General features: G+C 61.1%; 21 protein-coding genes, 1 pseudogene and 1 other annotated feature. Of the genes and pseudogenes, 14 read left to right on the top strand and 8 right to left on the bottom strand.

Features of this window, described 5'->3' with window-relative positions:
• Window positions 1–38: 38 nt before the first annotated feature.
• Window positions 39–963: pseudogene (locus tag ABMA59_RS26195) on the bottom strand (IS3 family transposase); the annotation flags it as partial.
• Window positions 566–682: a sequence feature (AL1L pseudoknot), on the bottom strand. It overlaps the preceding pseudogene by 117 nt.
• A gap of 69 nt (window positions 964–1,032) precedes the next feature.
• Between ABMA59_RS26195 and ABMA59_RS26190 the strand changes: the two are divergent.
• Window positions 1,033–1,695, top strand: a complete 663-nt coding sequence (locus ABMA59_RS26190; RefSeq protein WP_349008326.1) for a hypothetical protein — start codon at window positions 1,033–1,035, stop codon at window positions 1,693–1,695.
• A 55-nt stretch (window positions 1,696–1,750) separates the two neighbouring features.
• Here ABMA59_RS26190 and scpB read toward each other — a convergent pair whose 3' ends face one another.
• Together scpB and ABMA59_RS26180 are read right to left on the bottom strand one after the other, a co-directional pair.
• A complete protein-coding gene (gene scpB / locus ABMA59_RS26185) occupies window positions 1,751–2,440 on the bottom strand; it encodes an SMC-Scp complex subunit ScpB (protein ID WP_349008325.1) in 690 nt (229 codons plus the stop codon).
• Window positions 2,441–2,445: 5 nt separating this feature from the next.
• Window positions 2,446–3,396 carry a DUF1403 family protein gene (locus ABMA59_RS26180; RefSeq protein WP_349008374.1) on the bottom strand — a complete coding sequence of 317 codons (951 nt, stop codon included), beginning with the start codon at window positions 3,394–3,396 and terminating at the stop codon, window positions 2,446–2,448.
• A gap of 195 nt (window positions 3,397–3,591) precedes the next feature.
• Between ABMA59_RS26180 and ABMA59_RS26175 the strand changes: the two genes are divergently transcribed.
• Window positions 3,592–4,830 carry a site-specific integrase gene (locus ABMA59_RS26175; protein WP_349008324.1) on the top strand — a complete coding sequence of 413 codons (1,239 nt, stop codon included), beginning with the start codon at window positions 3,592–3,594 and terminating at the stop codon, window positions 4,828–4,830.
• Between the two features lie 39 nt (window positions 4,831–4,869).
• Here ABMA59_RS26175 and ABMA59_RS26170 read toward each other — a convergent pair whose 3' ends face one another.
• The 3 genes from ABMA59_RS26170 to ABMA59_RS26160 are packed head-to-tail and all read right to left on the bottom strand — an operon-like array spanning window position 4,870 to window position 5,811.
• Window positions 4,870–5,184: a hypothetical protein gene (locus ABMA59_RS26170; protein WP_349008323.1), complete on the bottom strand. Its 315-nt coding sequence runs from the start codon at window positions 5,182–5,184 to the stop codon at window positions 4,870–4,872.
• Window positions 5,185–5,200: 16 nt separating this feature from the next.
• A complete protein-coding gene (locus ABMA59_RS26165; RefSeq protein WP_349008322.1) occupies window positions 5,201–5,560 on the bottom strand; it encodes a nucleotidyl transferase AbiEii/AbiGii toxin family protein in 360 nt (119 codons plus the stop codon).
• On the bottom strand, window positions 5,560–5,811 hold the full coding sequence (locus tag ABMA59_RS26160; protein WP_349008321.1) for a hypothetical protein: 252 nt from the start codon (window positions 5,809–5,811) through the stop codon (window positions 5,560–5,562). Before ABMA59_RS26160 ends, ABMA59_RS26165 begins: the two co-directional genes overlap by 1 nt.
• A 209-nt stretch (window positions 5,812–6,020) precedes the next feature.
• On the opposite strand from ABMA59_RS26160, the gene ABMA59_RS26155 reads away from it, so the two are divergent.
• The 5 genes from ABMA59_RS26155 to repC all read left to right on the top strand — a co-directional run bounded on the left by ABMA59_RS26155 (window position 6,021) and on the right by repC (window position 11,189).
• Entirely contained in the window at window positions 6,021–6,932 is a 912-nt protein-coding gene (locus ABMA59_RS26155) for a hypothetical protein (RefSeq protein WP_349008320.1), read from the top strand.
• Between the two features lie 38 nt (window positions 6,933–6,970).
• The gene (locus ABMA59_RS26150) at window positions 6,971–7,105 is read left to right on the top strand and encodes a hypothetical protein (RefSeq protein ID WP_349008319.1); all 135 of its coding nucleotides are present in this window, start codon (window positions 6,971–6,973) and stop codon (window positions 7,103–7,105) included.
• Window positions 7,106–7,600: 495 nt separating this feature from the next.
• Complete coding sequence (gene repA, locus ABMA59_RS26145; protein WP_349008318.1) at window positions 7,601–8,815, top strand: plasmid partitioning protein RepA; 1,215 nt, start codon at window positions 7,601–7,603, stop codon at window positions 8,813–8,815.
• On the top strand, window positions 8,812–9,825 hold the full coding sequence (gene repB, locus ABMA59_RS26140) for a plasmid partitioning protein RepB (protein ID WP_349008317.1): 1,014 nt from the start codon (window positions 8,812–8,814) through the stop codon (window positions 9,823–9,825). The genes repA and repB overlap by 4 nt, the downstream gene beginning before the upstream one ends.
• A 155-nt stretch (window positions 9,826–9,980) precedes the next feature.
• A complete protein-coding gene (gene repC / locus ABMA59_RS26135) occupies window positions 9,981–11,189 on the top strand; it encodes a plasmid replication protein RepC (RefSeq protein ID WP_349008316.1) in 1,209 nt (402 codons plus the stop codon).
• A gap of 166 nt (window positions 11,190–11,355) precedes the next feature.
• Here repC and ABMA59_RS26130 read toward each other — a convergent pair whose 3' ends face one another.
• On the bottom strand, window positions 11,356–11,508 hold the full coding sequence (locus tag ABMA59_RS26130; RefSeq protein ID WP_349008315.1) for a hypothetical protein: 153 nt from the start codon (window positions 11,506–11,508) through the stop codon (window positions 11,356–11,358).
• Window positions 11,509–11,804: 296 nt separating this feature from the next.
• Between ABMA59_RS26130 and ABMA59_RS26125 the strand changes: the two genes are divergently transcribed.
• Complete coding sequence (locus ABMA59_RS26125; protein ID WP_349008314.1) at window positions 11,805–12,404, top strand: cold-shock protein; 600 nt, start codon at window positions 11,805–11,807, stop codon at window positions 12,402–12,404.
• 274 nt (window positions 12,405–12,678) lie between these two features.
• Here the strand turns inward: ABMA59_RS26125 and ABMA59_RS26120 are convergent, their stop codons facing one another.
• Window positions 12,679–13,875, bottom strand: a complete 1,197-nt coding sequence (locus ABMA59_RS26120; protein ID WP_349008373.1) for a DUF1173 domain-containing protein — start codon at window positions 13,873–13,875, stop codon at window positions 12,679–12,681.
• A 213-nt stretch (window positions 13,876–14,088) separates the two neighbouring features.
• Between ABMA59_RS26120 and ABMA59_RS26115 the strand changes: the two genes are divergently transcribed.
• From ABMA59_RS26115 to ABMA59_RS26090, 6 genes are all read left to right on the top strand, one after another.
• Window positions 14,089–15,285 (top strand): DUF932 domain-containing protein, encoded by a 1,197-nt coding sequence (locus ABMA59_RS26115; protein WP_349008313.1) that lies wholly within the window; start codon window positions 14,089–14,091, stop codon window positions 15,283–15,285.
• A gap of 181 nt (window positions 15,286–15,466) precedes the next feature.
• Complete coding sequence (locus tag ABMA59_RS26110; protein WP_349008372.1) at window positions 15,467–15,841, top strand: DUF2958 domain-containing protein; 375 nt, start codon at window positions 15,467–15,469, stop codon at window positions 15,839–15,841.
• Window positions 15,841–16,617 carry a hypothetical protein gene (locus ABMA59_RS26105; RefSeq protein ID WP_349008312.1) on the top strand — a complete coding sequence of 259 codons (777 nt, stop codon included), beginning with the start codon at window positions 15,841–15,843 and terminating at the stop codon, window positions 16,615–16,617. The genes ABMA59_RS26110 and ABMA59_RS26105 overlap by 1 nt, the downstream gene beginning before the upstream one ends.
• Window positions 16,614–16,955 carry a hypothetical protein gene (locus ABMA59_RS26100; protein WP_349008311.1) on the top strand — a complete coding sequence of 114 codons (342 nt, stop codon included), beginning with the start codon at window positions 16,614–16,616 and terminating at the stop codon, window positions 16,953–16,955. Before ABMA59_RS26105 ends, ABMA59_RS26100 begins: the two co-directional genes overlap by 4 nt.
• 217 nt (window positions 16,956–17,172) lie before the next feature.
• Entirely contained in the window at window positions 17,173–17,373 is a 201-nt protein-coding gene (locus ABMA59_RS26095) for a hypothetical protein (protein ID WP_349008310.1), read from the top strand.
• 118 nt (window positions 17,374–17,491) lie between these two features.
• Window positions 17,492–19,639 carry a ParB/RepB/Spo0J family partition protein gene (locus tag ABMA59_RS26090; RefSeq protein WP_349008309.1) on the top strand — a complete coding sequence of 716 codons (2,148 nt, stop codon included), beginning with the start codon at window positions 17,492–17,494 and terminating at the stop codon, window positions 19,637–19,639.
• Window positions 19,640–19,665: the final 26 nt, after the last annotated feature.

Here is a 19,665-nt window from a genome sequence, read left to right as displayed (position 1 = left end):
GAAGACAATCGGTGTTGCGACGACCGCTTGAATCCGCCTTGAGAGCCCCTGTCGGAGTGATGCACGAGGCCACCACGATGGACGGGCCGCCGTTCGTGCAGGGCCTGTTCGAGAGCATCAAGGACGAAGCTCGCATGGGCGGTCCGGCTTACTCGCCAGCCGACTATGCGACGGGCATAGGCATCGATGACGAACGCGACGTAGACGAAGCCCGACTAGGTGCTGACATAAGTGAAGTCCGACAGCCAGAGCCGGTTCGGCGCCGGGGCATGGAAGACCCGGTTCACATGGTCGCGCGGACATGGGGCGGCCTTGTCCTGCACTGTGGTTCGGACGGGCTTGCCGCGGATGACGCCTTGCAGGCCGAGATCAGCCATCAGGCGCTCGACTGTGCAACGTGCGACACTGAGGCCTTCGCGCTGCATCTGACGCCAGACCTTGCGCGCGCCATAGACCTCGAAGTTGTCGGCGAAGACACGCTCGATCTCCGGTTTGAGCTCCCGCTTGACCCGGGCCGACAGCTTCTCCGGATCGGCGCGCTTGGCGACATGTCGTGGTAGGTCGACGGGGCGATCGGCAGCACCTTGCAGATCGGCTCGACCCCATAGACCTCGCGGTGACCATCGATGAACGCGATCATCGTTTGAATGGGCGGTCGAGCTCCGCCTGCGCAAAATAAGCGCTCGCCTTGCGCAGGATCTCGTTGGCCTGCCGAAGCTCCCGGTTCTCCCGCTCCAAAGCCTTCAGCTTCGCGGCCATATCGGCCGGCACACCTGCCCTCTTGCCGGCATCGACCTCGACCTTCTTAACCCACTCATTCAGCGTCTGCCCCGTGCAGCCGATCTTGGACGCGATCGACAGGATCGCCGCCCAGCGAGAGGGGTGTTCATGTTCGTGATCCAGCACCAGCCGCACGGCGCGCTGGCGTACTTCCGCGGAAAACCTGTTCGTCGTCTTGCTCATGATGGCTCCACCTTCTCAGGAGTTGGAGCCTTCGGCAAACCCGGGGCGGTTCAGGAGACGGAGACGGGCATGAGCGGAAAAAAGATCAGAAACACTAAGCAGCCGAATAGAGCAGGCTCCTTGACATCTGAACCCGCCATAGTCCCTTCCGAAATGGAGGGGCTTCAAGTTGAGCTCGCAAGGGCACAGCTTGCCAAGACAAAGACTGAATGGGAGCAGTTAAAGAGGCCTTGGTACAGAAATGGGCTAGAGATTTTGAAAGTCGCTGGTGCTATTGCCGCCTTGGTAGTTGCTCTTGCAGGGGGCGCACTCCAGATTTGGACAGGGGCGTTGACGGCACAGAACGCCAGCCTACAGGCGCAGACCGACCGGGCTCAAATTCGTCTCAATTCGGTAAGCTTGTTCGCCTCTCCACTAAAGGAAGTTCCTGACGAACTGATTGGCGACCTTCGGGATCCGACTCTCAAAATTACCGTCGTTGGATGGAATAAGGGGGATAGCGAAGCGTGGAAAAAGGAAAAGATTTCTGACGCCCTTTTAGTTCGCGCAGCTCTCGATGTCGGATGCAACGATTTTGGGTCGGCGCAACAGGATTTGGATGGAGCGAAAGATAATGACGTAGATCATGCAACCAATATCGACGACTACAAAAAGGAAGTGACGGATCTACAGATCCAATACGACGATGCCGTCGCCAACGGTCAAAATTTTGATGCGTGTTCATCGCCTTGAGTTCGATACCCCGAGCCAATCCCAGGAGGCCGCACTTTCATCGATTTGCTGCGGGTCACACAATATCGCCATCGTTGAGCGAAGTTGCTTCTGCCGCGAATAGGATATCGCCTGCTAATAGTCTTTCCTTGCTCAGCAGCCCGGCATCTTCGAGTGCCTCGAAATCCGGCAGGTCGCGCAGCGTGTCGAGCCCGAACCCCAGCAGGAATTCCTTCGTCGTGACGTAGGTGTAGGGCGCGCCGGGCGTTGGGCTCCGCGGACCCGAGGCGATCAGGCCGGCGCCGCGCAGATGGCCGATCAGGTCCCGAGAGATCTCTTTCCCAAAAAACGACGACAGTTCGGCGCGGGTGATCGGCTGAAAATAGGCGATGCACATCAGCACCAGCACCTCGGACTGCGTTAGATCATCTGCGCGTTCTTTGCCGCCAACGGCCGCACGGATGGCATCGGCATAGGCCGGCCGGGTGAGATGCTTCCAGCCGCCGGCTACGGACACCAGGTCGTAGGGCCGGCCGCGCAGCTCTTCACGGATATCGTCGATGAGAAGGTCGATACTACAGCTTTTGCCAACGATCCGCGCCAGCGTTTCTCGGCCGACCGGCTCGCTGGCAGCGAAGATTGTCGCTTCGACCCGGTTCATCCATTCGCGCCAGCGCGCCTCCGGCGGCAGGTGATCCAACTCCCGATCAAAGAGGCTTTCGCCTCCCTGCTCCCCCCTTTGTCGCCTGGCCGCAGTCTCCGCCATCGTCTTCACAACCCGTAAATACGGAAGGTCGGCCGGCCCGACAGTTCACGCACCCCGCCGAGCTCAACCAGCCTATCGAACAGGCGGCGCAGACCGCGATCGCTCATGCCCGAGATCTTTTCCGAACCGACGATCGCGTCGTCGGACAGGAGTCTCTCGACGACGGCGTCCGCCGCCTTGGCTCTGAGTTTGGGCGCGACGGCGAGCAGCTTATCCGCCCTGCGCCCGAGCTCGGCCGACAGGTCGATGGCGTGCAACGCGGCACGCGTCTGTGCCGCGAGCAGACTCTTCGCCCGGTCAGCGTCATCCTCGATGCTCACCGCCGCAATGTCGATTCCTGATCGGCGCAAACGCCTGATACCGATACCCGCAATCACCTCCGCACCCAGCAACGGCACGGCATTCGCCCAGCCCAGTCGCTGCGCCAGCAGGGCGTCGGCGAACCAGGCTCCAAGGGCGCACCCATAGCCGCGACGCTCAGCGCTCGCGACGGCGCCGATCATCATTTCCACCGTACCGTCACTGGCAGCCAGCTGGCGAAGCTCGTCAGCTAGGTCGCTAACCGACGCATCTTCGGCGATATGGCCAAATTCCTCCAGCACCCCAGCGAGGTTTCGCTCGGTCACCAGATCCTCTGAGTGCCCGCCTGCCAGCCGGTGCCAGACCAAGAACATGCGGCCTGCAGGGCCGACATCGTCGCCCGGTCGCGTCAGCAGCACGGCATCGCGCAGCGCCGCTTCATCCTCGACGCGCCCCGCCTGCTTTGCCGTCACCGCGGCCGACGAAAGGGCCAGACGTTGCCGCCAGGCGCCGGCCCACCGCTCCTGCCGGCGGACCACCGTGTCGAGTGCGCCGATGGCAACGCCCGCAACGAGTGCCACATCCTCAACGTCTTTGCCCGTAACGCTTTGGCCATCGGCGACGGCGCGGCGAAGCCAGGCTGGCACGGTCGTCATCGGCATGGCCGTACCTGCGCCAAGGACCGAGGCATGGTAGCGCGGAGTGGATTTGGGACGAAGAATCATCGCCCGCAGGATGAATCGCGGCGGCGCTTTTGGCAATCATTTCGCACTCAAACCGCCGCACCTGTCGCGATTCAATAATGACCGATAATGTTGCATTATCGTTCGTTTTGTTCTTTATAGAAGATAATGGCCCAAAACGTCGAGCAGAAGCCGGAAAATCGCCTCGTGCGACCCTCCGGACCGTCCCACACCACGGGGGCAGCGGATGATGTTTCCGCCCCGCCGGTGTCGGCCGAGACTGCGGCGGCCCAGGGCGCAACCGACGAATTGCCTGACATTGTCGATCTCGTCATGGAGATGGGCCGGGCGCCGGAGGAGCCGCTGGCCGAAGCCCAGGCACCCTCCCCTCCCCTTCCGGCCGTCCCGATCGCGCGCCTGCCGGCGCATCTCGACGCTCTCGCCGATCGGGCGCGTGGTTATGTCGAGGCGGCGAGTTCCGCCAATACGCGTCGCGCCTATGCATCCGACTGGAAGCATTTTTCGAGCTGGTGCCGCCGGCAAGGGGTTGAACCGTTGCCACCGGACCCGCAAACCGTCGGCCTCTACATTACCGCCTGCGCCTCCGGGACCGCAACCGGCGACAAGAAACCAAACTCCGTTTCCACCATCGAGCGCCGGCTGTCCTCGATCTCCTGGAACTATTCCCAGCGTGGGCTAACGCTGGATCGCAAGGACCGGCATATCGCCACCGTGATGGCCGGCATTCGCAACAAGCACGCCGCCCCGCCCCGGCAGAAGGAAGCGGTGCTGCCTGAAGATCTGATTGCCATGCTTGAGACGCTCGACCGCGGCACCCTGCGCGGGCTGCGCGATCGTGCCATGCTGCTGCTCGGCTTCGCCGGCGGCCTGCGCCGCTCCGAGGTCGTCGGCCTCGACGTCGGCCGGGATCAGACAGAGGATTCGTCCGGCTGGATCGAAATCCTCAACAAAGGCATGTTGCTGACGCTGCGCGGCAAGACCGGCTGGCGCGAAGTCGAAGTCGGGCGCGGCTCATCCGATGCGACCTGCCCTGTCGTGGCGCTCCAGACTTGGCTGAAATTCGCGCGGATCGTCCACGGCCCCCTGTTCCGCCGTGTGACGGGTCAGGGAAAGGCCGTTGGCGCCGATCGGCTCAACGACCAGGAGGTCGCGCGCCTCGTCAAGCGGACCGCACTCGCCGCCGGCGTCCGCGGCGATCTGCCCGAAGGCCAGCGCGGCAAGCTGTTTGCCGGACACTCCTTACGGTCGGGCCTCGCGTCTTCGGCGGAGGTCGACGAACGCTATGTTCAGAAGCAGCTTGGCCATGCGAGCGCCGAGATGACGCGAAAGTACCAGCGCCGACGTGACCGGTTCCGGGTCAACCTCACGAAGGCGTCGGGGCTTTAGAAAGGCCCCCTCGCCTCCCCGCTCGTCGATGACAGGGGATCAAGGCCGCTTAGTCGAAGACAACACCTCATCAAGCACAGCCAGCGCTGCATCCAGACAACCGGTCGCTGACGCTTCGTAGGCAGGCATGATCATCAGCTGCGCGACGGCAAGGTCGACAAACTCCGGATTCAGCTTCTTCAGCCGCTCCCTGGTTTTTGAAACCTGCTCTGGAAAAGCTTGAAGAGCAATGACTACGGGTTCCAATTGAGACCGCGCTGCGGCAGCGATGTCGAAGATATCGCGCGGCGTGGCATCCGACCCGCGGTAGTAAACCTTCTTAGCGATGATCTCAGGGACGGTCTCGAGGCGCACCGCCCTGCCCTCCACTTCACGTGTGGACGGGTTTTTCTGTCAGCGGTCCGGCAACGATAAAGTCGATCTCTCCCACACCCTCGAAAGCGAATTTCAGAAACCGAAGCCCATCACCTTGGTAGTCCGATGGCGCCACATCAAAATGCAGGCGACTTCTGGATGGATCAATGAAGCCGAGCAATTGTGGGTCATCCAAGAAGATATCGACGTCATGGCTTTGACGATGACCAATCTGGATCATCAACGCCGTGCCACCACCAAACGACCATTCGACATCGTAGCCGCCAGCATTCTCTCGAAGCTGATCAAGCAGGCGGACGGCGATACGAAAAAGCCGTCGCCATTCCGAAGGACGCCGGCCATCCTGTCCGGGCATCACGCAGCGAGGGGATAGCTCTCGCCGGACCAGGCCGAGAACGCAACGGCAAACGCTTTCAGGTCGGGGGCCGGGATATGGTGCAGGGCTGCGAACTCCATCTGTAGCGCCGGGGAAACCTCACCAAGGAAGGTGCTGACATGTCCCGGATGCTGTTTAGCGAGATCAAGGTCCGCAAGGCACTGCGCAAGCGCCGCGTCGTCCAGCTGCATGCTGTAGGGCGCGTTCACGGTCGTCAGGACGGATGCCAAATGCTTGCTCATTGTGACCATAAAGTAATCTTTTCGGGCTCCTGACACAAGTTGCGGCCGCCGTCGCCGTCGGGAAGGCTGATAACGTTGCTATCGACAATGTATCTGTGATCAATGGCGATTGATCTCGCGCAGCAAGTCCGACAGAATCGCACTGATCACCGCCAGTGCCATGCCGCGTAGCCTCTACTCGGACGGGAACTCCGAACATGTCCGAAACCCCGATCCGTCTGCCCGACGCCGCCACGGTGGAAGCCGTGCTCGCCGGCCTGGACCCAGCCTCGGCCGACTCGGATCTCGCCCCTGCCCTTTCGGCCGCATTCCCCGGCTTCGCGTTCTCGACGGCCGTGGTTGACGATTTCTACTGGCGCGAAGCCCGAACGGTCTTGGCGGCTGACGGCGCCCGGCTCGGCGATCATCGTGAATGGGTCGAGCGCGAACTTGTCGCCCACGACGGCAATCTTACGGCCTTTTGGAACCGGTATCGCGACAGTGGGCTTCGTTTTGCCGAATGGCGCGGCGCCGCGGTGTTCGCTTTCGCCCCTACCGGACCAGGCGTCGCCGACTTCGTCCAGCTCTCGCTCGGCCGTGAGATCGAGGTGTTGGCCGGGCCGGTCGTCGATCCAGGCTACCGCCCCTGGAGCGCCGACGATCTCCTCGATCCGTCGTGGGTCAAGCGCGATCCGGTGATGGATGCGCCGGTGCTTGATGGCCCGGTGTACCGGCTGCAACGTCGCAGCGGGCTTGTCCATATGCGCAGTTTTCTGGCCACACGACAGCGCCTGGAACGCGAGGAGCGCGAAGCTCGTCGTCCGGAACTGGAGGACAGAGCCATCCGCGAGGTGGGGCGCGATTATGTGAAGGAGACACCGTTCCTGGATCTCAATCCGGAATGGTTCGATTTTGTCCCGCGCGAGGTCCGAATGTTCCAGGACTGGGAGCGGTCCAACGCTTCCGCGCAGCGGATTTTCGAGCATTGGGCCTTCGACGTCACGGATATCACGACCAGAGCCGACGAAAGCTCAGTTTCATCCCGCGGCCGCTCAAGATGCCTGCCGAAAGGTTGCTCAGCGAAGACGGTGCTTCCATCCACCGCGTTATGGAGCGCATCGAGGCGCTAGACGCCGGGGCCGGCCTGCCCTTCGCTTGGTTTTTTCTAATGACCCACGGCCATTGGGTCGATTCGGACATCGGCGAGGCCGTCGCGGCAGGGCTGCGCGCTGGCCGCGTGCGGCTGCCCGACCGCGACGCTGGCGTCCTGCTCGACTGGGCGGACAATCGGTACATCTTCTGAAACTGCGACCGACGCCTGACCATCAGCGGGCTCGATCCGCTATTGTTCCTCAATCCCTGACTGCACCCAGTGATTCCGCCCCCCGGGACATGCAGCAATCGCATGAGGGATCCTTAACTAGGCCGCGTGCAATCATAGTTGCGCTGGATTGCAACGGAGATCGCCGTAGTCTCTACGATGCGGCCCAACCCCAATGTCTGCCTCCGCCTGATTCATTAGTTCAGTGGTTGCGGCCAATTCAAAGACGGTTTCCGCGATAGGGTGAAATTGGGCAAGTGCACGCGGGCTGTGCGGCGCGAACTCGAAGTCGACCACCCTCCGCTATCGATTTCCCAGCATTGCGTGTTCTCAGCTGAGAACTTGGATACGCTGCCTGGCTAGATACAATAAGCGCCATCAGCGTTAACCCCTCGTTAACCCTTAATTCATTGACGCCCCCTGAGACTCACGGCATCTTACGCTCAAATTCCGAAAAGACCGTATCGAGCGTTTTTTATGCCTGAGAGCATCACTGTAGAAGCTACCCGCGGTTCTGCTCCGAAATCGCTCACGCGACTGATCGAGGGCGACGCAGATATCCTAAGCGCCCAGCTCCAGCAACTGCGCGCACGGGCCTTCCCGCCGTCGGCCGAGAAAGAACTGCGAAAATTCATGGCCGGCGAGGCGGCTAAACTAATCGGCATCAGCGATGCCTATTTGCGAACGCTCGTCCTCGACGGAGTTATCCCTGAGGCGGAGAAGAACGCAGCAGGCCGTCGGCTCTACTCGCTCAAGCAAATTCACGACATCCGCGATCATCTAGGGAAGAACAAGAAGGGATATGTCCCGAGGCGCGCGAATGGTGATAAGTTGCAGGTGCTCGCAGTAACGAACTTCAAGGGCGGATCTGGGAAGACCACGACCAGTGCGCACCTAGCGCAGTTTTTTGCGCTTCGAGGGTATCGGGTCTTGGCTGTTGATCTCGACCCCCAGGCTTCGTTATCTGCACTGTTCGGGATCCAGCCAGAATTCGATTTAGAGGCTAACGAAACAATTTATGGGGCGATCCGCTACGACGAGCAGCAACGACCGCTCCGGGACATTGTACGCAAGACTTACTTCACCGGTCTCGATATCGTTCCAGGCAATCTCGAGCTTCAAGAATTTGAGCACGAGACCCCGCGCGCTTTGACGGAGAAGTCGCGCTCTGCGGACAAAATGTTCTTCACGCGAGTAGCTACTTCGCTTACCTCGGTCCAAGGCGATTACGACATTGTCGTTCTCGATTGCCCGCCATCGCTAGGCTATCTGACACTGTCAGCCCTCTGCGCGGCCACCTCGGTACTGGTGACTATCCATCCGCAGATGTTGGATGTGGCATCCATGTCGCAGTTCCTGCACATGACGGCGGGATTGTTCGACGTGGTTGAAAGGGCAGGGGGCAATGCAGGCTATGACTTCTTTCGCTATGTGCTGACACGGTACGAGCCTAACGACGGTTCGCAATCCCAAATTGCAGGTTTGCTCAAGGGTCTGTTCGGAGATCGAGTATTGACCAACGCGATGGTCAAATCTGCAGCCATTTCAGATGCGGGGATCACGAAGCAGACGCTCTATGAAGTGGGCCGCGAGAACTTCCATCGTCAAACCTACGACCGCGCCATCGAGGCACTGGATGCTCTCAACAGTGAAATCGAAGCGTTGGTGTCACAGACGTGGGGACGCAAATGATAAAGAGACGCGACGCCCTTAAGGAATACCTCACGCCAATCACCTCTGAGTTCTCATCTGAGAACTCGCCACCTAGGCCTCGACCACAAGTTTCCTCTGGAGCCCTCCAGAGCATGAACGAAGCGATATCTGGCTTCACGCAGGAAGCCAATGAATTGCGCAAAGCGATGGCACGCGGCGAAACAATCGTCGATATCGACCCATCAGACATCGATTCATCTTTCGTGAAGGATCGTCTTGATGATTTCTCAGGGGAAGACTTCGACGCTCTCGTCCAAAGCATTCACGAAAACGGGCAGATCCTGCCTGTTCTAGTCCGCCCTCACCGCGAGAAAAGCGGCCGCTATCAACTTGCATTTGGGCATCGTCGAGTCGCCGCTCTTCGTCATCTTGGCGGGAGGGTCAAGGCTTTCGTACGAGAGTTGACGGACGATGAACTGGTAATTGCACAGGGCAACGAGAACCTAGAGCGAAAGGATCTTAGCTTTATCGAGAAAGCACTGTTTGCGTTTCGCCTTGAAGAGCTAGGGATGTCGCGCGCCGTCATTATGTCCACTTTCGGGACCAGCTCGAAAGGCGTGCTATCAGAAATGATTGCGCTCGCACGGAAGCTGCCAGTAGAACTGATCGAGGCGATTGGTTCAGCTCCTGGTGTCGGGCGGCCACGGTGGGACGCCCTCGCAGCGCAGCTTGCAGCAGCCGGTGACGTAGTTTGGAAGCAAGCTGTCGCAACAGCAAACTTCAAAAAGCTGACGAGCCCAGAGCGGTTTGAAGCCATCCTTGAGGCACTCAGGGACACCAGCTCGCAGGATTCAACGCCAACCCGTGATCCCACGTACTGGGCCCCTAAAGACAAGTTAGTTAGCGTCACCGTGAAGGCGACCGCGAAGAAGGCGGTTGTGACCTACGAAGCCAAGGACGGCCCGAGCTTCGCAACCTACATCGCACAGCGACTCGATGACCTCTACGAGGCCTTCCGGGAGTCGGAAAAAACATCAACAGGAGTTTGAAAACCGCAAAAGAAAAAGGCCCCCGAACGTCACCGCTGCGGAAGCCCTTCTCAGATCTAGACAATCAGAGAGTCACATTTCCGCGAATCACTGTCAAGAGTCTCGGCGTCGATTTGGCGAGCAGATTTCTTTTGCCTGATTGAAGGTGAAGGAAAATGGAGAGGGAAATTGCAACGACTCCCTTCGGGAGCCGGCCGATGTCGCTTGCCCTCATGGCAGCGCAGATCGGAGCCAAGGAGATTCCGGAAGGCAAAGCGATCGACAAATGGCAGGTCTATCGCGATCTTTGCGAGGGAAAGAGCATCGTAGGAGTAGGCGATCGCTCACTGGCCGTCCTGGCCGGCTTGCTGTCGTGCCACCCGGACGATGAACTGTCGGAAGAAAACGGGCTGATCGTCTTCCCGTCGAACAGGCAACTGTCGCTGCGCTCGCATGGCATGGCAAACGCCACGCTGCGCCGGCATCTGGCCGCTCTGTTACAGTATGGCATCATCCTGCGCAGGGACAGCCCCAACGGCAAGCGATATGCCCGCAAGGGCAGGGGAGGGGAGTTGGAGGACGCCTTTGGCTTCTCCCTGGCGCCTTTGTTGGCCCGCGCCGAGGAGTTCCGCGCGGCGGCCGAGCACGTCCGTGCCGACGTCCGTGCGCTGAAGCTCATGCGCGAGCGTATCACGCTGCAGCGTCGCGACATTACCAAGCTGATCGACGCAGCGATCGAAGAGGGCGCACCGGGCGCCTGGCAAGCCCTCTGGGGACGGTTCAGGACCGTTGTAGATCGGCTTCCTCGCAAAGCGACCATCAGTGAACTCGAACCGCTCATGGCGGAGCTTGATGCGATCCGCGATGAAGTCGATATCGCATTGAATAAGTTCATAAATATTACGAATCCGAGCGCCAATGAGTCTCAAAATGAGCGGCAGCAATCTGATTCAAACCCCGACTCCTATTTTGAATTTGAACCTGCTTTTGAAAAAGCCGGGGCGACCGCTGAGCCAAAACCACGACCGCAGGAGACGCCAAAGACGTATCAACTAGGACTTGTACTGAAAGCTTGCCCCGATATTGTCGATTATGCCGCGGCGGGAATTGCCAACTGGCGCGATCTGATGGCGACCGCCGCCCAGGTGAGAGGCTATCTCGGCGTTTCGCCGTCGGCCTACGAGGACGCCTGCCACGTCATGGGGCCAGAGGTCGCGGCGATCGTGATTGCCTGCATCCTGCAACGGGCCCAGCACATCAATTCGGCGGGCGGCTATTTGCGGGCGCTAACCGAGAAGGCGAGGGCAGGTCAGTTTTCTGTCGGACCCATGCTCATGGCTGCGTTTAAGGCGAATGCGTCCTCTCCGGATAGGAAGGCAGGGTAGATGTCGACCCACCGTCTCAGGCCAGAACGCCGCCAGGACCAGACCGCGGTCCTGTCATCCACGCCGGAACGGATGGAAGGTCCTCGAGGATATTCGCGGCCTTTGCCCATTTTGCGAAATTGTCACGCGCGGAACTCAGCGGGTGGCTTCCATCCAAGGCGGAGTATCAGGCACGCAGAATCGTTTCGTAGGGAAGGTTCTGCAGTTCGACTGGCCACTCTTCCAGGAAATCGATGGCGTCACGAAGGGAGGCAATTTCGTCAATCGTGAAACTGCCGCCCTTTACGAAAACAGGACTGTCGAAAAGCTCGTCGTTCATCTCATCCTCCGGCTGTTCTCGCCAAGCATGCACATGCCAGTCGAAGATATGAGTTGAGGGGCACCGGGCTTCAAGGCGCGGGTCGCTACCTGCTCAACGGTCGCGCCAAAAAGCGGGCCACCTTGGAGGACGTCCGCAATTCCGTGTCGACGCATCGCGCGTTGTTCAAGATGGTCGCTTATCTCGGTGCGTCGCGATCCCTTTGAGCAAATCGTCATTTGACAGAGTTACGCCCGTCGATCGAAATTTATCTTGCGGCAGGATGCAGTGTGCTCTCGATATGAGCCGAGGCGAACATGGGAAAGTACAAGGATCATCGCGAGCGGCGCGGAAAGCGTCACGGCAATGACCTTGGTGCAAATTCGGACCAGGCTCAGGAGCCGAGCTACTTTCAGGCCTCGTTACGTGAAACATCCGACCCCGTCGACGCCAACGTGCTGTGGTTCAACGCCGACAAGGGATTTGGGTTCGTCAAGCTGTCGGACGGCACCGAAGCCTATTTGCACATTCGTGTGTTGGAGGCGGCCGGGGGCCACGATCTTTCGGCAGGAACCCATCTGAAGGTTGCGGTGGAAGACGGTTCGCGAGGCCGTCAGGTCGTCAAAGTACTAGACATCGGCGAGCACAACTCAAGCGCCGCCGTTCACGAGCGCGAAACCGGAAACTCCGCCGTCAAGGGCGCCGAGCAGTCGGAAAGCGAAGGCATGGTAAAATGGTACAATCCCGAAAAGGGCTTCGGCTTCATCGCACCCGAGAGCGGTGAGAACGACGTCTTCGTTCACGCGACCGCTCTAGCGCGCTCCGGGCTCAGCGTTCTGGAGCAGGGGCAGAAGGTCCAGTTTCAGGCAGGGCAGGGGAAGAAGGGAATGGAGGTCCGAACCATTCGCCTTGCATAAACGCCGAGCAAAACCTGACTATGAAAAAGCCCGCTGCCGGGAGGAGGTGGCAGCGGGCTCGATCTATGAATACGGCGCGGGAGGAGGTGCACCGCATCCAGCATCGGCATCGCATCTGGGAGGAGTAGATGGCCAATAGTGCGATCATACTCGACAACACGCATATTGCAACGCACAATTCTCTACCGCATTGCAAAGTGAAGACCAGTCGACTGGCAACCGCTCAAGGCCTTTGCAACTGGGAAAAATGCCGGGCAGACTCGCCGTGCCGAGTTCACCGGCAGGGCAGCGGAGGAATCTCGCCCTCCGCCGTCCGCCAGATCCACGCGCCGATTTCTGGCCGTGAGGCAATCAACTCCTCCAGCGCCTCGTCATACGCATCATCGGCCGAGGGCGGAACGACGTAAAGCGCGACCGGCTGCGATTGACGCTGCAGCATCGCAGTCGCGCTCGGCTGTTCGGCCGGCAGATTGTAGCGCAACCCTTTGACGCTGCGGTCGCGCAGCCTGGCCAGCGCGTCGACCAGTCTCTTCTCATAGGCTGAGTCGTAGGGTACCCAGTTCTCCGCCACGACCATGAGAGCCATGTCCTCAACAATCGCCAGACCGGCCGGTGTGAGGCCGAACGTTAAGATCGCCATCAGGTGAGAAGGCTCGTCCGCCTCCCACAGCGCCAGTTCGCTCTCGAAGCGCCCGTGGAGACGCCGGTACAGACCTTCGTCGAGCAGCAGCGGAAAGTCGGGCAGGTGCTTGACGACAAGGCGGTGGCCGCTACGTGTCGGAGCGAAATCCTTCACCTCACCCACCAGGATCATCAATTTGCGTGGTCCGCTTTTCGGTGGCAATGCCGGAACCAGCGCTGCGGCCCGACGCTGTTCGATTGCGGCCTTATCCGCCGCGCGGAATGGCTCCGGCACGAACAGCATCTCGGTCAGCGTTCCGCCCTTCACCGTCATCTGACCCGCGGCCTCGATCAGGTGCCAGCGAATATTCCACCAGTGACGCTTGCCGGCCCATCGCGATGTCCAGGCTGTGAGCTCGGCTTGGTGCCAGAGATAATGGAGTACGCTGCGTAAAGAGAGCTTTTTCACGTCCCCGGCCACAGTATCGCTGCCATTGGCTCCCGCAGTGGGCGCAGCTCGTCTACCTATCTTCATGAGGCTGAAGGCAACTTTCAGCGCCGACATTCCACTTTCGGGATCGACCTGGATAGCGCTGCCCATCAACACGCCGAGCCCCGACAACTCGTCCGGTGGCTCATAGGATGGGCAGGCGGGATCATGCCCGCCGCCTGACATCGGCATGCGCTTGACAATGTACTGGTCGCCGACCTGGGCGATGTACATAGCCAGTCCACCATCCTTGCAAAGGCAAAGTGGTCGGATTCGCTTACGGTAAGCGTCAGCTAACGTGTTCTGGAAACCTGTCGCCGTCTCCTCGATGATCTGATCAGCCAGTCTGAATCGTCGCATCGCCTCCATCGCTCCGGACGCCGCCGCATCCCCTGTCGAGCATTGATTCACGGTTTCTGCGGCGATGCAACCGTCATGATGCTCCTGCTGGCGCCGCCGCGGTGGCGCGCTTCGCGCGCCGGCGGGCACTTGTAGAGGCAGAGGGGAGGCCGGGACGCGATGGCGGGTCGAGGCCGGGAGAGAGGCTCCCGGCGCCCGTCACGGAGAACGACCATGACCCATATGGAAATCCTGGCGACAACGCGCAGCGCGCCCAACGGCTACAAGGTCGACGTCAGCAAGGGCCAGCGCATCGGTCGCGTGTCGTCGGAATGGTTCAATCGGCCGGACGACGAGCGCTACCTGTCGCTCACCGACCTCAACAATGCGGTGAAGCGGCGGTCAGAACGCAGCAAGACGCGGATTGTGGAAAGCGAAGCGATCCGGGTGGAAGCGTCTCGCGACAATCCCGAGCGGCTGACGTTGATGCTTCCCGATGCGCATGCTCCCGTTGCGCCGACGCACTGGAGTTTCGGACAGCTCGCCAGCCTGGTAGGCGCACCTGCGACCTATCTACGCCAGCTTCCGGCAGCGCTTGCCGGAATCAATCTGCAGTATGGGCTTTCGACCCACCGGGCCGAACAGGTCAAGACGCTCGAGATCGAGAACGGCCGCCTCGAACTTCGGGCGGTGACGGGTCCGGACTACGGTAGAATTTTCGACTCAGAACTGATGGACGCGGTCCAGAAGATTGCCGGCAACGGCACCGGCGATACGCGCTGGAAAGTGCCCGGTCTGCTCGACTGGTCGACGAGCATCTACAATCCCAATGTCGATATCTCGAAGGATACGACCACGCTTTATGCCTCGGACCGCGACATCTTCGTGTTCCTGGTCGACGATCTCAACCCGATTGAAGCCGGTCGCCTGCCAAACGGCGAACCGGATCTATATTTCCGTGGATTCTATGCCTCGAACAGCGAGGTCGGCTCGAAAACCCTCGGAATTGCAAGCTTTTACCTGCGTGCCGTATGTTGCAATAGAAATTTATGGGGCGTCGAGGATTTCCAGGAAATCACTATCCGGCACTCTAAATATGCTGCCTCGCGCTTTGCGCTGGAAGCCGAGCCGGCGCTGATCCAGTTCGCGGAATCCTCGCCCATGCCGTTCGTCAACGGCATCAAGGCAGCGCGAGAGCGCGTCGTCGCCCGCAACGACGACGATCGAACAACATTCCTGCGCAAGCGCGGCTTCTCGAAGGGCGAAACCACCAGGATTATCGAGGCCGTGCTCACCGACGAAGGCCATCCGCCGGCAACGGTCTTCGACTTCGTTCAGGGCATCACGCGCATCGCTCGCGACAAGCAGCACCAGGATGTGCGGCTCGAGATGGAAGGCAAGGCCAAGAAGCTCCTCGACCTCGTCCACTGAACCTGCCCCGACCGGCAATCCCGCATACCGCACGCCGCCATCCCTTTCATCGCCTCTTCAAGGCGCCGGCCTCCCAGCCAGGAGGCCGGTGCCTTTCGTCGTGACGGCTGCGAGATCGAAAGGTGGGCTTTCGATCGCCCGTCAGGGAGCGCGATCCATGCAGGATACCGCCAACACCCGAATGCCGCTGCTGACACCGGAGCAGCGCGAAGAGCTTCTCGCCAATGGTCGCCACAGCGGGCGCGACCATGTTCCGGTGGCCAAATTCTTCAATCCCGTCGGCATCGGCACCTGGCTTGCCACAGAGGTTGATGGAGACCAGGACACTTGTTTCGGTCTCGCGGACCTTGGTTTTCCGGAGCTTGGAACCTTCAGTCTCGAAGAGCTTGCGGCGCTCGAGCTGCCTTTCGGCATGCATATCGAGCGCGACGTCTTCTTCGCCGGCGCATTTCCGATTTCGGCCTATGCCGAAGCAGCCCGTGAGACCGGCAGCATCACTGCTGGCATCCGCATTCTTTCCAACGCCGCGCGGGCACAGCACGGGGAGGGGACCTGATGCGGTTCCGTCCCTGGCCCAAACCCGAACCCTATCGCGACACGTCGCGCAAACGCGCAGCCTTCAAGCGCAAGCAGCGACTTGAACGGGAAGCGCTTCCGCTCTTCGCCGACATGATCGCTGCAGGCCAGCATAGTGTCGAGGAAGAAATGGCTCGCCGTCACATCTGGTGGGACGAGCGCGAACGTGAGCAGCGTGCTCTTCGCGCCGCGCGCGGGCGCGACGCCCGCGCCCGGCTGTTCGCGCTGCCTAACGATCTTCGTGACACGGTCCGCGAACTCTGGCGCAGCTGTCCCTGTCCGGCGGGTCCCACGTATCTGCTCGATCTGCTGCACCAGATCGTGGTCGGTCGGGTCGACCCGCATCGGCCACCCTGGGTGTTCGACGGCAAACTCACGGCGCGCACCACGCCGAACCCCGAAAAGTTCGATAAAGCCTTCCGCCAGATTGGCCATCGAAAAGTCGGAGGCGGCCCGAAGGCCACGCCGGCCGACGAGTTCCTGTTCTGCGGCAATCTCGGGTCGGGCATCCTGTTCCTGCGCACCCGCGTCCGGCTAAACGACCCGCATGAGAGCTACTATACCTCGTCCAGCCACCGGCTGCGCGACTCTCATGTCGGCCGGGCGGGTCATTGGATCGATCTCGAGGTGCGTGGCGACTGCTCAGATGCCGAGCTTGAGCTGATCCGCCGGCTTGCCCAAGAGGCTGACACGCGGCCGGTCCTCATCCGCCGGGTCGATGCTCTGATACCGACAAGCGGGGAGACGGCGCCATGATGAACCATCCCGAAGCCTGTACGACGCTGACCCGGATGGAAGCCCGACTGCACGAAACGCGGCATAACCTGGTCGAGCTCGAACGATCTCTGCGCGATCGCGCGGAAGAGAAGGCGATCAGTTCGCGACCGAAAATGCGTCGCTACAATCGTCGGATGTCCAACTGGACGGGCAAGGATGAGGAAGCTTACCTCCAGATCCTGGATCAACTGACCGACGCCGCGGCATCCGACCTTGATCGGCTGCGCCGCAAGATCGAGCGCCAGGATGCGGCCATCGTCGCGCTGCGCCAGAAGTACCGGGTCAACGCCGCGCGACCCATCTTCACGCCTCTGTAGGCAGCGGTACCAACCCCGGCGACCAGCGCTGTTGAAATTCCAGCCATTCCCTCGGCAGAGGGAGTGACTTTCTTGGTGACGGTTTCCAGGCGGGATTTTCTTCCGTCGGCCGTCACGGAGATCAGGTCATGCAGCAATTCCTATCCACCCCAGACTATTCCGCCGACATCCCCGGCATCGAAACCGTGCTAGCGCCGGCCGAACGTAGGACTGCGGCATGAGCGGCCGTCCCATTCTCCAGCTCTACACCACCATGTCCGAGTTCGAATTGCTCCATGAGCGCCACGATCGAACCCGCAGCACGAGCAAGACGGTCACCGTCGATCGCCAGGCACTCATCCATATCCTCATGGACCACGCCCGAATGCTCGAGGCGCTGCGCAAGGCTGGCCGGGTCGAAATTGCCGAGCTGGATTGAAGCCGGTGGCCTGCGCCGGCGCCGCGGCCGCGAGAGGCAGAGGGCGGAGGGGTGGGTTTCAGACGGGTTTGGAGGTTCGGGGAGAGACCCTGGACCGCCCGTCATGGAGACCCTGACCATGGCAAAAAGCGCCATTCAGAAGATCGCAATGAACCCCTCGGAGAACATCGCCTACGACAAGCTCGTCCTGTCGCAGGAGAACGTCCGCCGGGTGAAAGACGGCGTCACCATCGAGCAACTCGCCGAGGATATCGGTCGGCGAAAGCTGCTGCAGAGCCTGAACGTCCGGCCCCTCCTCGATGGCAACGGCGAAGAAACTGGCACCTACGAAGTGCCCGCCGGCGGCCGCCGCTATCTCGCGCTCGGCATTCTGGTCAAGCAGAAGCGGCTGGCAAAGAACGAGCCGATCCCCTGCATCGTCAATCGCAGCGGAACGACGTCGGCCGAAGAGGACTCGCTCGCCGAGAATGTGCATCGCGAGAATCTGCATCCGCTCGACCAGTTTCGTGCGTTCAAGGCACTGAAGGAGCAGGGCCTGGACGTCGAGGAGATCGCCGCCCGTTTCTTCGCGTCGGCGCCGACGGCCAAGCAGCGGCTTAGGCTCGCTTCGGTCTCGCCAAAGCTGCTCGAACTCTACGAGAAGGACGAAATCCGCCTTGAGCAGATCATGGCATTCTCGATCTCGGATGACCATGCCCGCCAGGAGCAGGTCTGGGAGCGCATCTCCGGCAACTCCCACATGCAGGAACCGTACTACATCCGGCGACTGCTGACCGAAACCACGGTCCGCGCCGACGATCGCCGCGCGGTCTATGTCGGCCCCGAGGCCTACGAGGCAGCCGGCGGCGTCATCCTGCGCGACCTGTTCGAGCAGGACTCAGGCGGCTGGTTCCAGGATGCGGCGCTTCTCGAGCAGCTGGTCTTCGACAGGCTGAAGACCGACGCCGAGACCATCCGCGCCGAGGGATGGAAATGGGTCGAAGCGGCAATCAGCTTCCCCTACGGCCACACCTCGGGCATGCGGCGGGTCTATGCCGAGCCCGCGGAGATGAGTACCGAGGAGAGCGCCCGCTACGACGCGGCGAAAGCGGAGTATGATGCGCTCGACGCCAAATATGCCGAGATGGAGGACGCCGACCAGGAGATCGAGGACAGGCTCGATCAGCTCGGCGCCGAACTCGACGCTTTCGGTGATCGTCCCCAGGTCTACGACCCGGTGCAGAAAGCTATCGCCGGAGCGTTCCTGACCCTCGGTGCCAACGGTCACTTGCAGGTCCAAGCTGGCTTCGTGCGCCCCGAGGATGAGCCCCGGGCGGAGACGGGCGATGACGACGAAGGCCCGGAAGACGATGATCGCGATGTGCCGCAATCCGACGACGACGGCGCCAATGGCGTCGTCGTCAACGGCCGGTCAACAAACGGCGGATCCGATGCGCCCGACGAGCCCGAGGAAGAAGGCATCAAGCCTCTGCCGGAACGGCTTGTCTTCGACCTCACGGCACAGAAGACGCTGGCGCTGCGCAACGCTCTTGCCGGTGACGTCGAAATCGCCTTCGTCACCGTTCTCCATGCCCTCGTATTGCAGGTGTTCTACCGCTTCGCCAAGGACAGCTGCCTCGAGGTTACTCTTGCGAGCAACAGTTTTGGCCAGGTCCAGGGACTTGCCGAGACGCCTTGGGCAAAGGAGATCGGCGAGCGGCACGAGGCTTGGGACCGGGACCTTCCCGACGAGGCGACCGATCTTTGGGGGTTCCTGCTCGGTCTCGATGAAGCGAGCCGCAAGGCGCTGTTCGCGCACTGCGCCTCGCTCTCGCTCAACGCCGTGGTCGAGCCCTGGAACAAGCGGCCGGGCGCGCTTGCCCATGCCGATGCGCTCGCAGCAACGCTTGGCTTCGACATGGTCACAGCCGGTTGGGAACCGACCGTCGACAACTATCTGGGCCGCGTCACGAAGACTCGCATCGTGCAGGCGGTGCGCGAGGCACGCGGCGCGGATTCCGCGCAGCTGATCGATCATATGAAGAAGGATCTGATGGCCCGCGAGGCCGCCCGCCTTCTCGAAGGGTCGAACTGGCTGCCCGAGCCGCTGCGCCGCGATGGCCATGACGCGGTAGTCGACCCTGGCCAGACCGTCAGCGGTGAAGTGTCGGACGAGACGGCTCTCGACGGCGATGCCGCCGAGTTGCCGGCCTTCCTCGCGGACACATCGTCCGAGGAACCGACCGTCGCCGACGACGAAACCGACCACCTTCAGGCCGCCGAGTAAACGGCCTCCCGCTTCGCACCGGGCCC

Origin of the sequence: Mesorhizobium yinganensis (assembly GCF_040081985.1) — a bacterium.
Taxonomy (GTDB): Bacteria; Pseudomonadota; Alphaproteobacteria; order Rhizobiales; family Rhizobiaceae; genus Kumtagia; species Kumtagia yinganensis.
This window is presented reverse-complemented; position numbering and strand designations above follow the sequence as displayed.

What these genes read in the sequence shown, in the direction of transcription:
- ABMA59_RS26115 (WP_349008313.1), top strand. Translation starts at nt 14,089, where the DNA reads ATGACCCATATGGAAATCCTGGCGACAACGCGCAGCGCGCCCAACGGC.
- ABMA59_RS26100 (WP_349008311.1), top strand. Translation starts at nt 16,614, where the DNA reads ATGATGAACCATCCCGAAGCCTGTACGACGCTGACCCGGATGGAAGCC.
- ABMA59_RS26095 (WP_349008310.1), top strand. Translation starts at nt 17,173, where the DNA reads ATGAGCGGCCGTCCCATTCTCCAGCTCTACACCACCATGTCCGAGTTC.
- ABMA59_RS26180 (WP_349008374.1), bottom strand. Translation starts at nt 3,396, where the DNA reads ATGACGACCGTGCCAGCCTGGCTTCGCCGCGCCGTCGCCGATGGCCAA.
- ABMA59_RS26090 (WP_349008309.1), top strand. Translation starts at nt 17,492, where the DNA reads ATGGCAAAAAGCGCCATTCAGAAGATCGCAATGAACCCCTCGGAGAAC.
- repC (WP_349008316.1), top strand. Translation starts at nt 9,981, where the DNA reads ATGGAGAGGGAAATTGCAACGACTCCCTTCGGGAGCCGGCCGATGTCG.
- ABMA59_RS26125 (WP_349008314.1), top strand. Translation starts at nt 11,805, where the DNA reads ATGGGAAAGTACAAGGATCATCGCGAGCGGCGCGGAAAGCGTCACGGC.
- repB (WP_349008317.1), top strand. Translation starts at nt 8,812, where the DNA reads ATGATAAAGAGACGCGACGCCCTTAAGGAATACCTCACGCCAATCACC.
- repA (WP_349008318.1), top strand. Translation starts at nt 7,601, where the DNA reads ATGCCTGAGAGCATCACTGTAGAAGCTACCCGCGGTTCTGCTCCGAAA.
- scpB (WP_349008325.1), bottom strand. Translation starts at nt 2,440, where the DNA reads ATGGCGGAGACTGCGGCCAGGCGACAAAGGGGGGAGCAGGGAGGCGAA.
- ABMA59_RS26120 (WP_349008373.1), bottom strand. Translation starts at nt 13,875, where the DNA reads ATGCGACGATTCAGACTGGCTGATCAGATCATCGAGGAGACGGCGACA.
- ABMA59_RS26190 (WP_349008326.1), top strand. Translation starts at nt 1,033, where the DNA reads ATGAGCGGAAAAAAGATCAGAAACACTAAGCAGCCGAATAGAGCAGGC.
- ABMA59_RS26155 (WP_349008320.1), top strand. Translation starts at nt 6,021, where the DNA reads ATGTCCGAAACCCCGATCCGTCTGCCCGACGCCGCCACGGTGGAAGCC.
- ABMA59_RS26130 (WP_349008315.1), bottom strand. Translation starts at nt 11,508, where the DNA reads ATGAACGACGAGCTTTTCGACAGTCCTGTTTTCGTAAAGGGCGGCAGT.
- ABMA59_RS26105 (WP_349008312.1), top strand. Translation starts at nt 15,841, where the DNA reads ATGCGGTTCCGTCCCTGGCCCAAACCCGAACCCTATCGCGACACGTCG.
- ABMA59_RS26110 (WP_349008372.1), top strand. Translation starts at nt 15,467, where the DNA reads ATGCCGCTGCTGACACCGGAGCAGCGCGAAGAGCTTCTCGCCAATGGT.
- ABMA59_RS26165 (WP_349008322.1), bottom strand. Translation starts at nt 5,560, where the DNA reads ATGCCCGGACAGGATGGCCGGCGTCCTTCGGAATGGCGACGGCTTTTT.
- ABMA59_RS26175 (WP_349008324.1), top strand. Translation starts at nt 3,592, where the DNA reads ATGGCCCAAAACGTCGAGCAGAAGCCGGAAAATCGCCTCGTGCGACCC.
- ABMA59_RS26150 (WP_349008319.1), top strand. Translation starts at nt 6,971, where the DNA reads ATGACCCACGGCCATTGGGTCGATTCGGACATCGGCGAGGCCGTCGCG.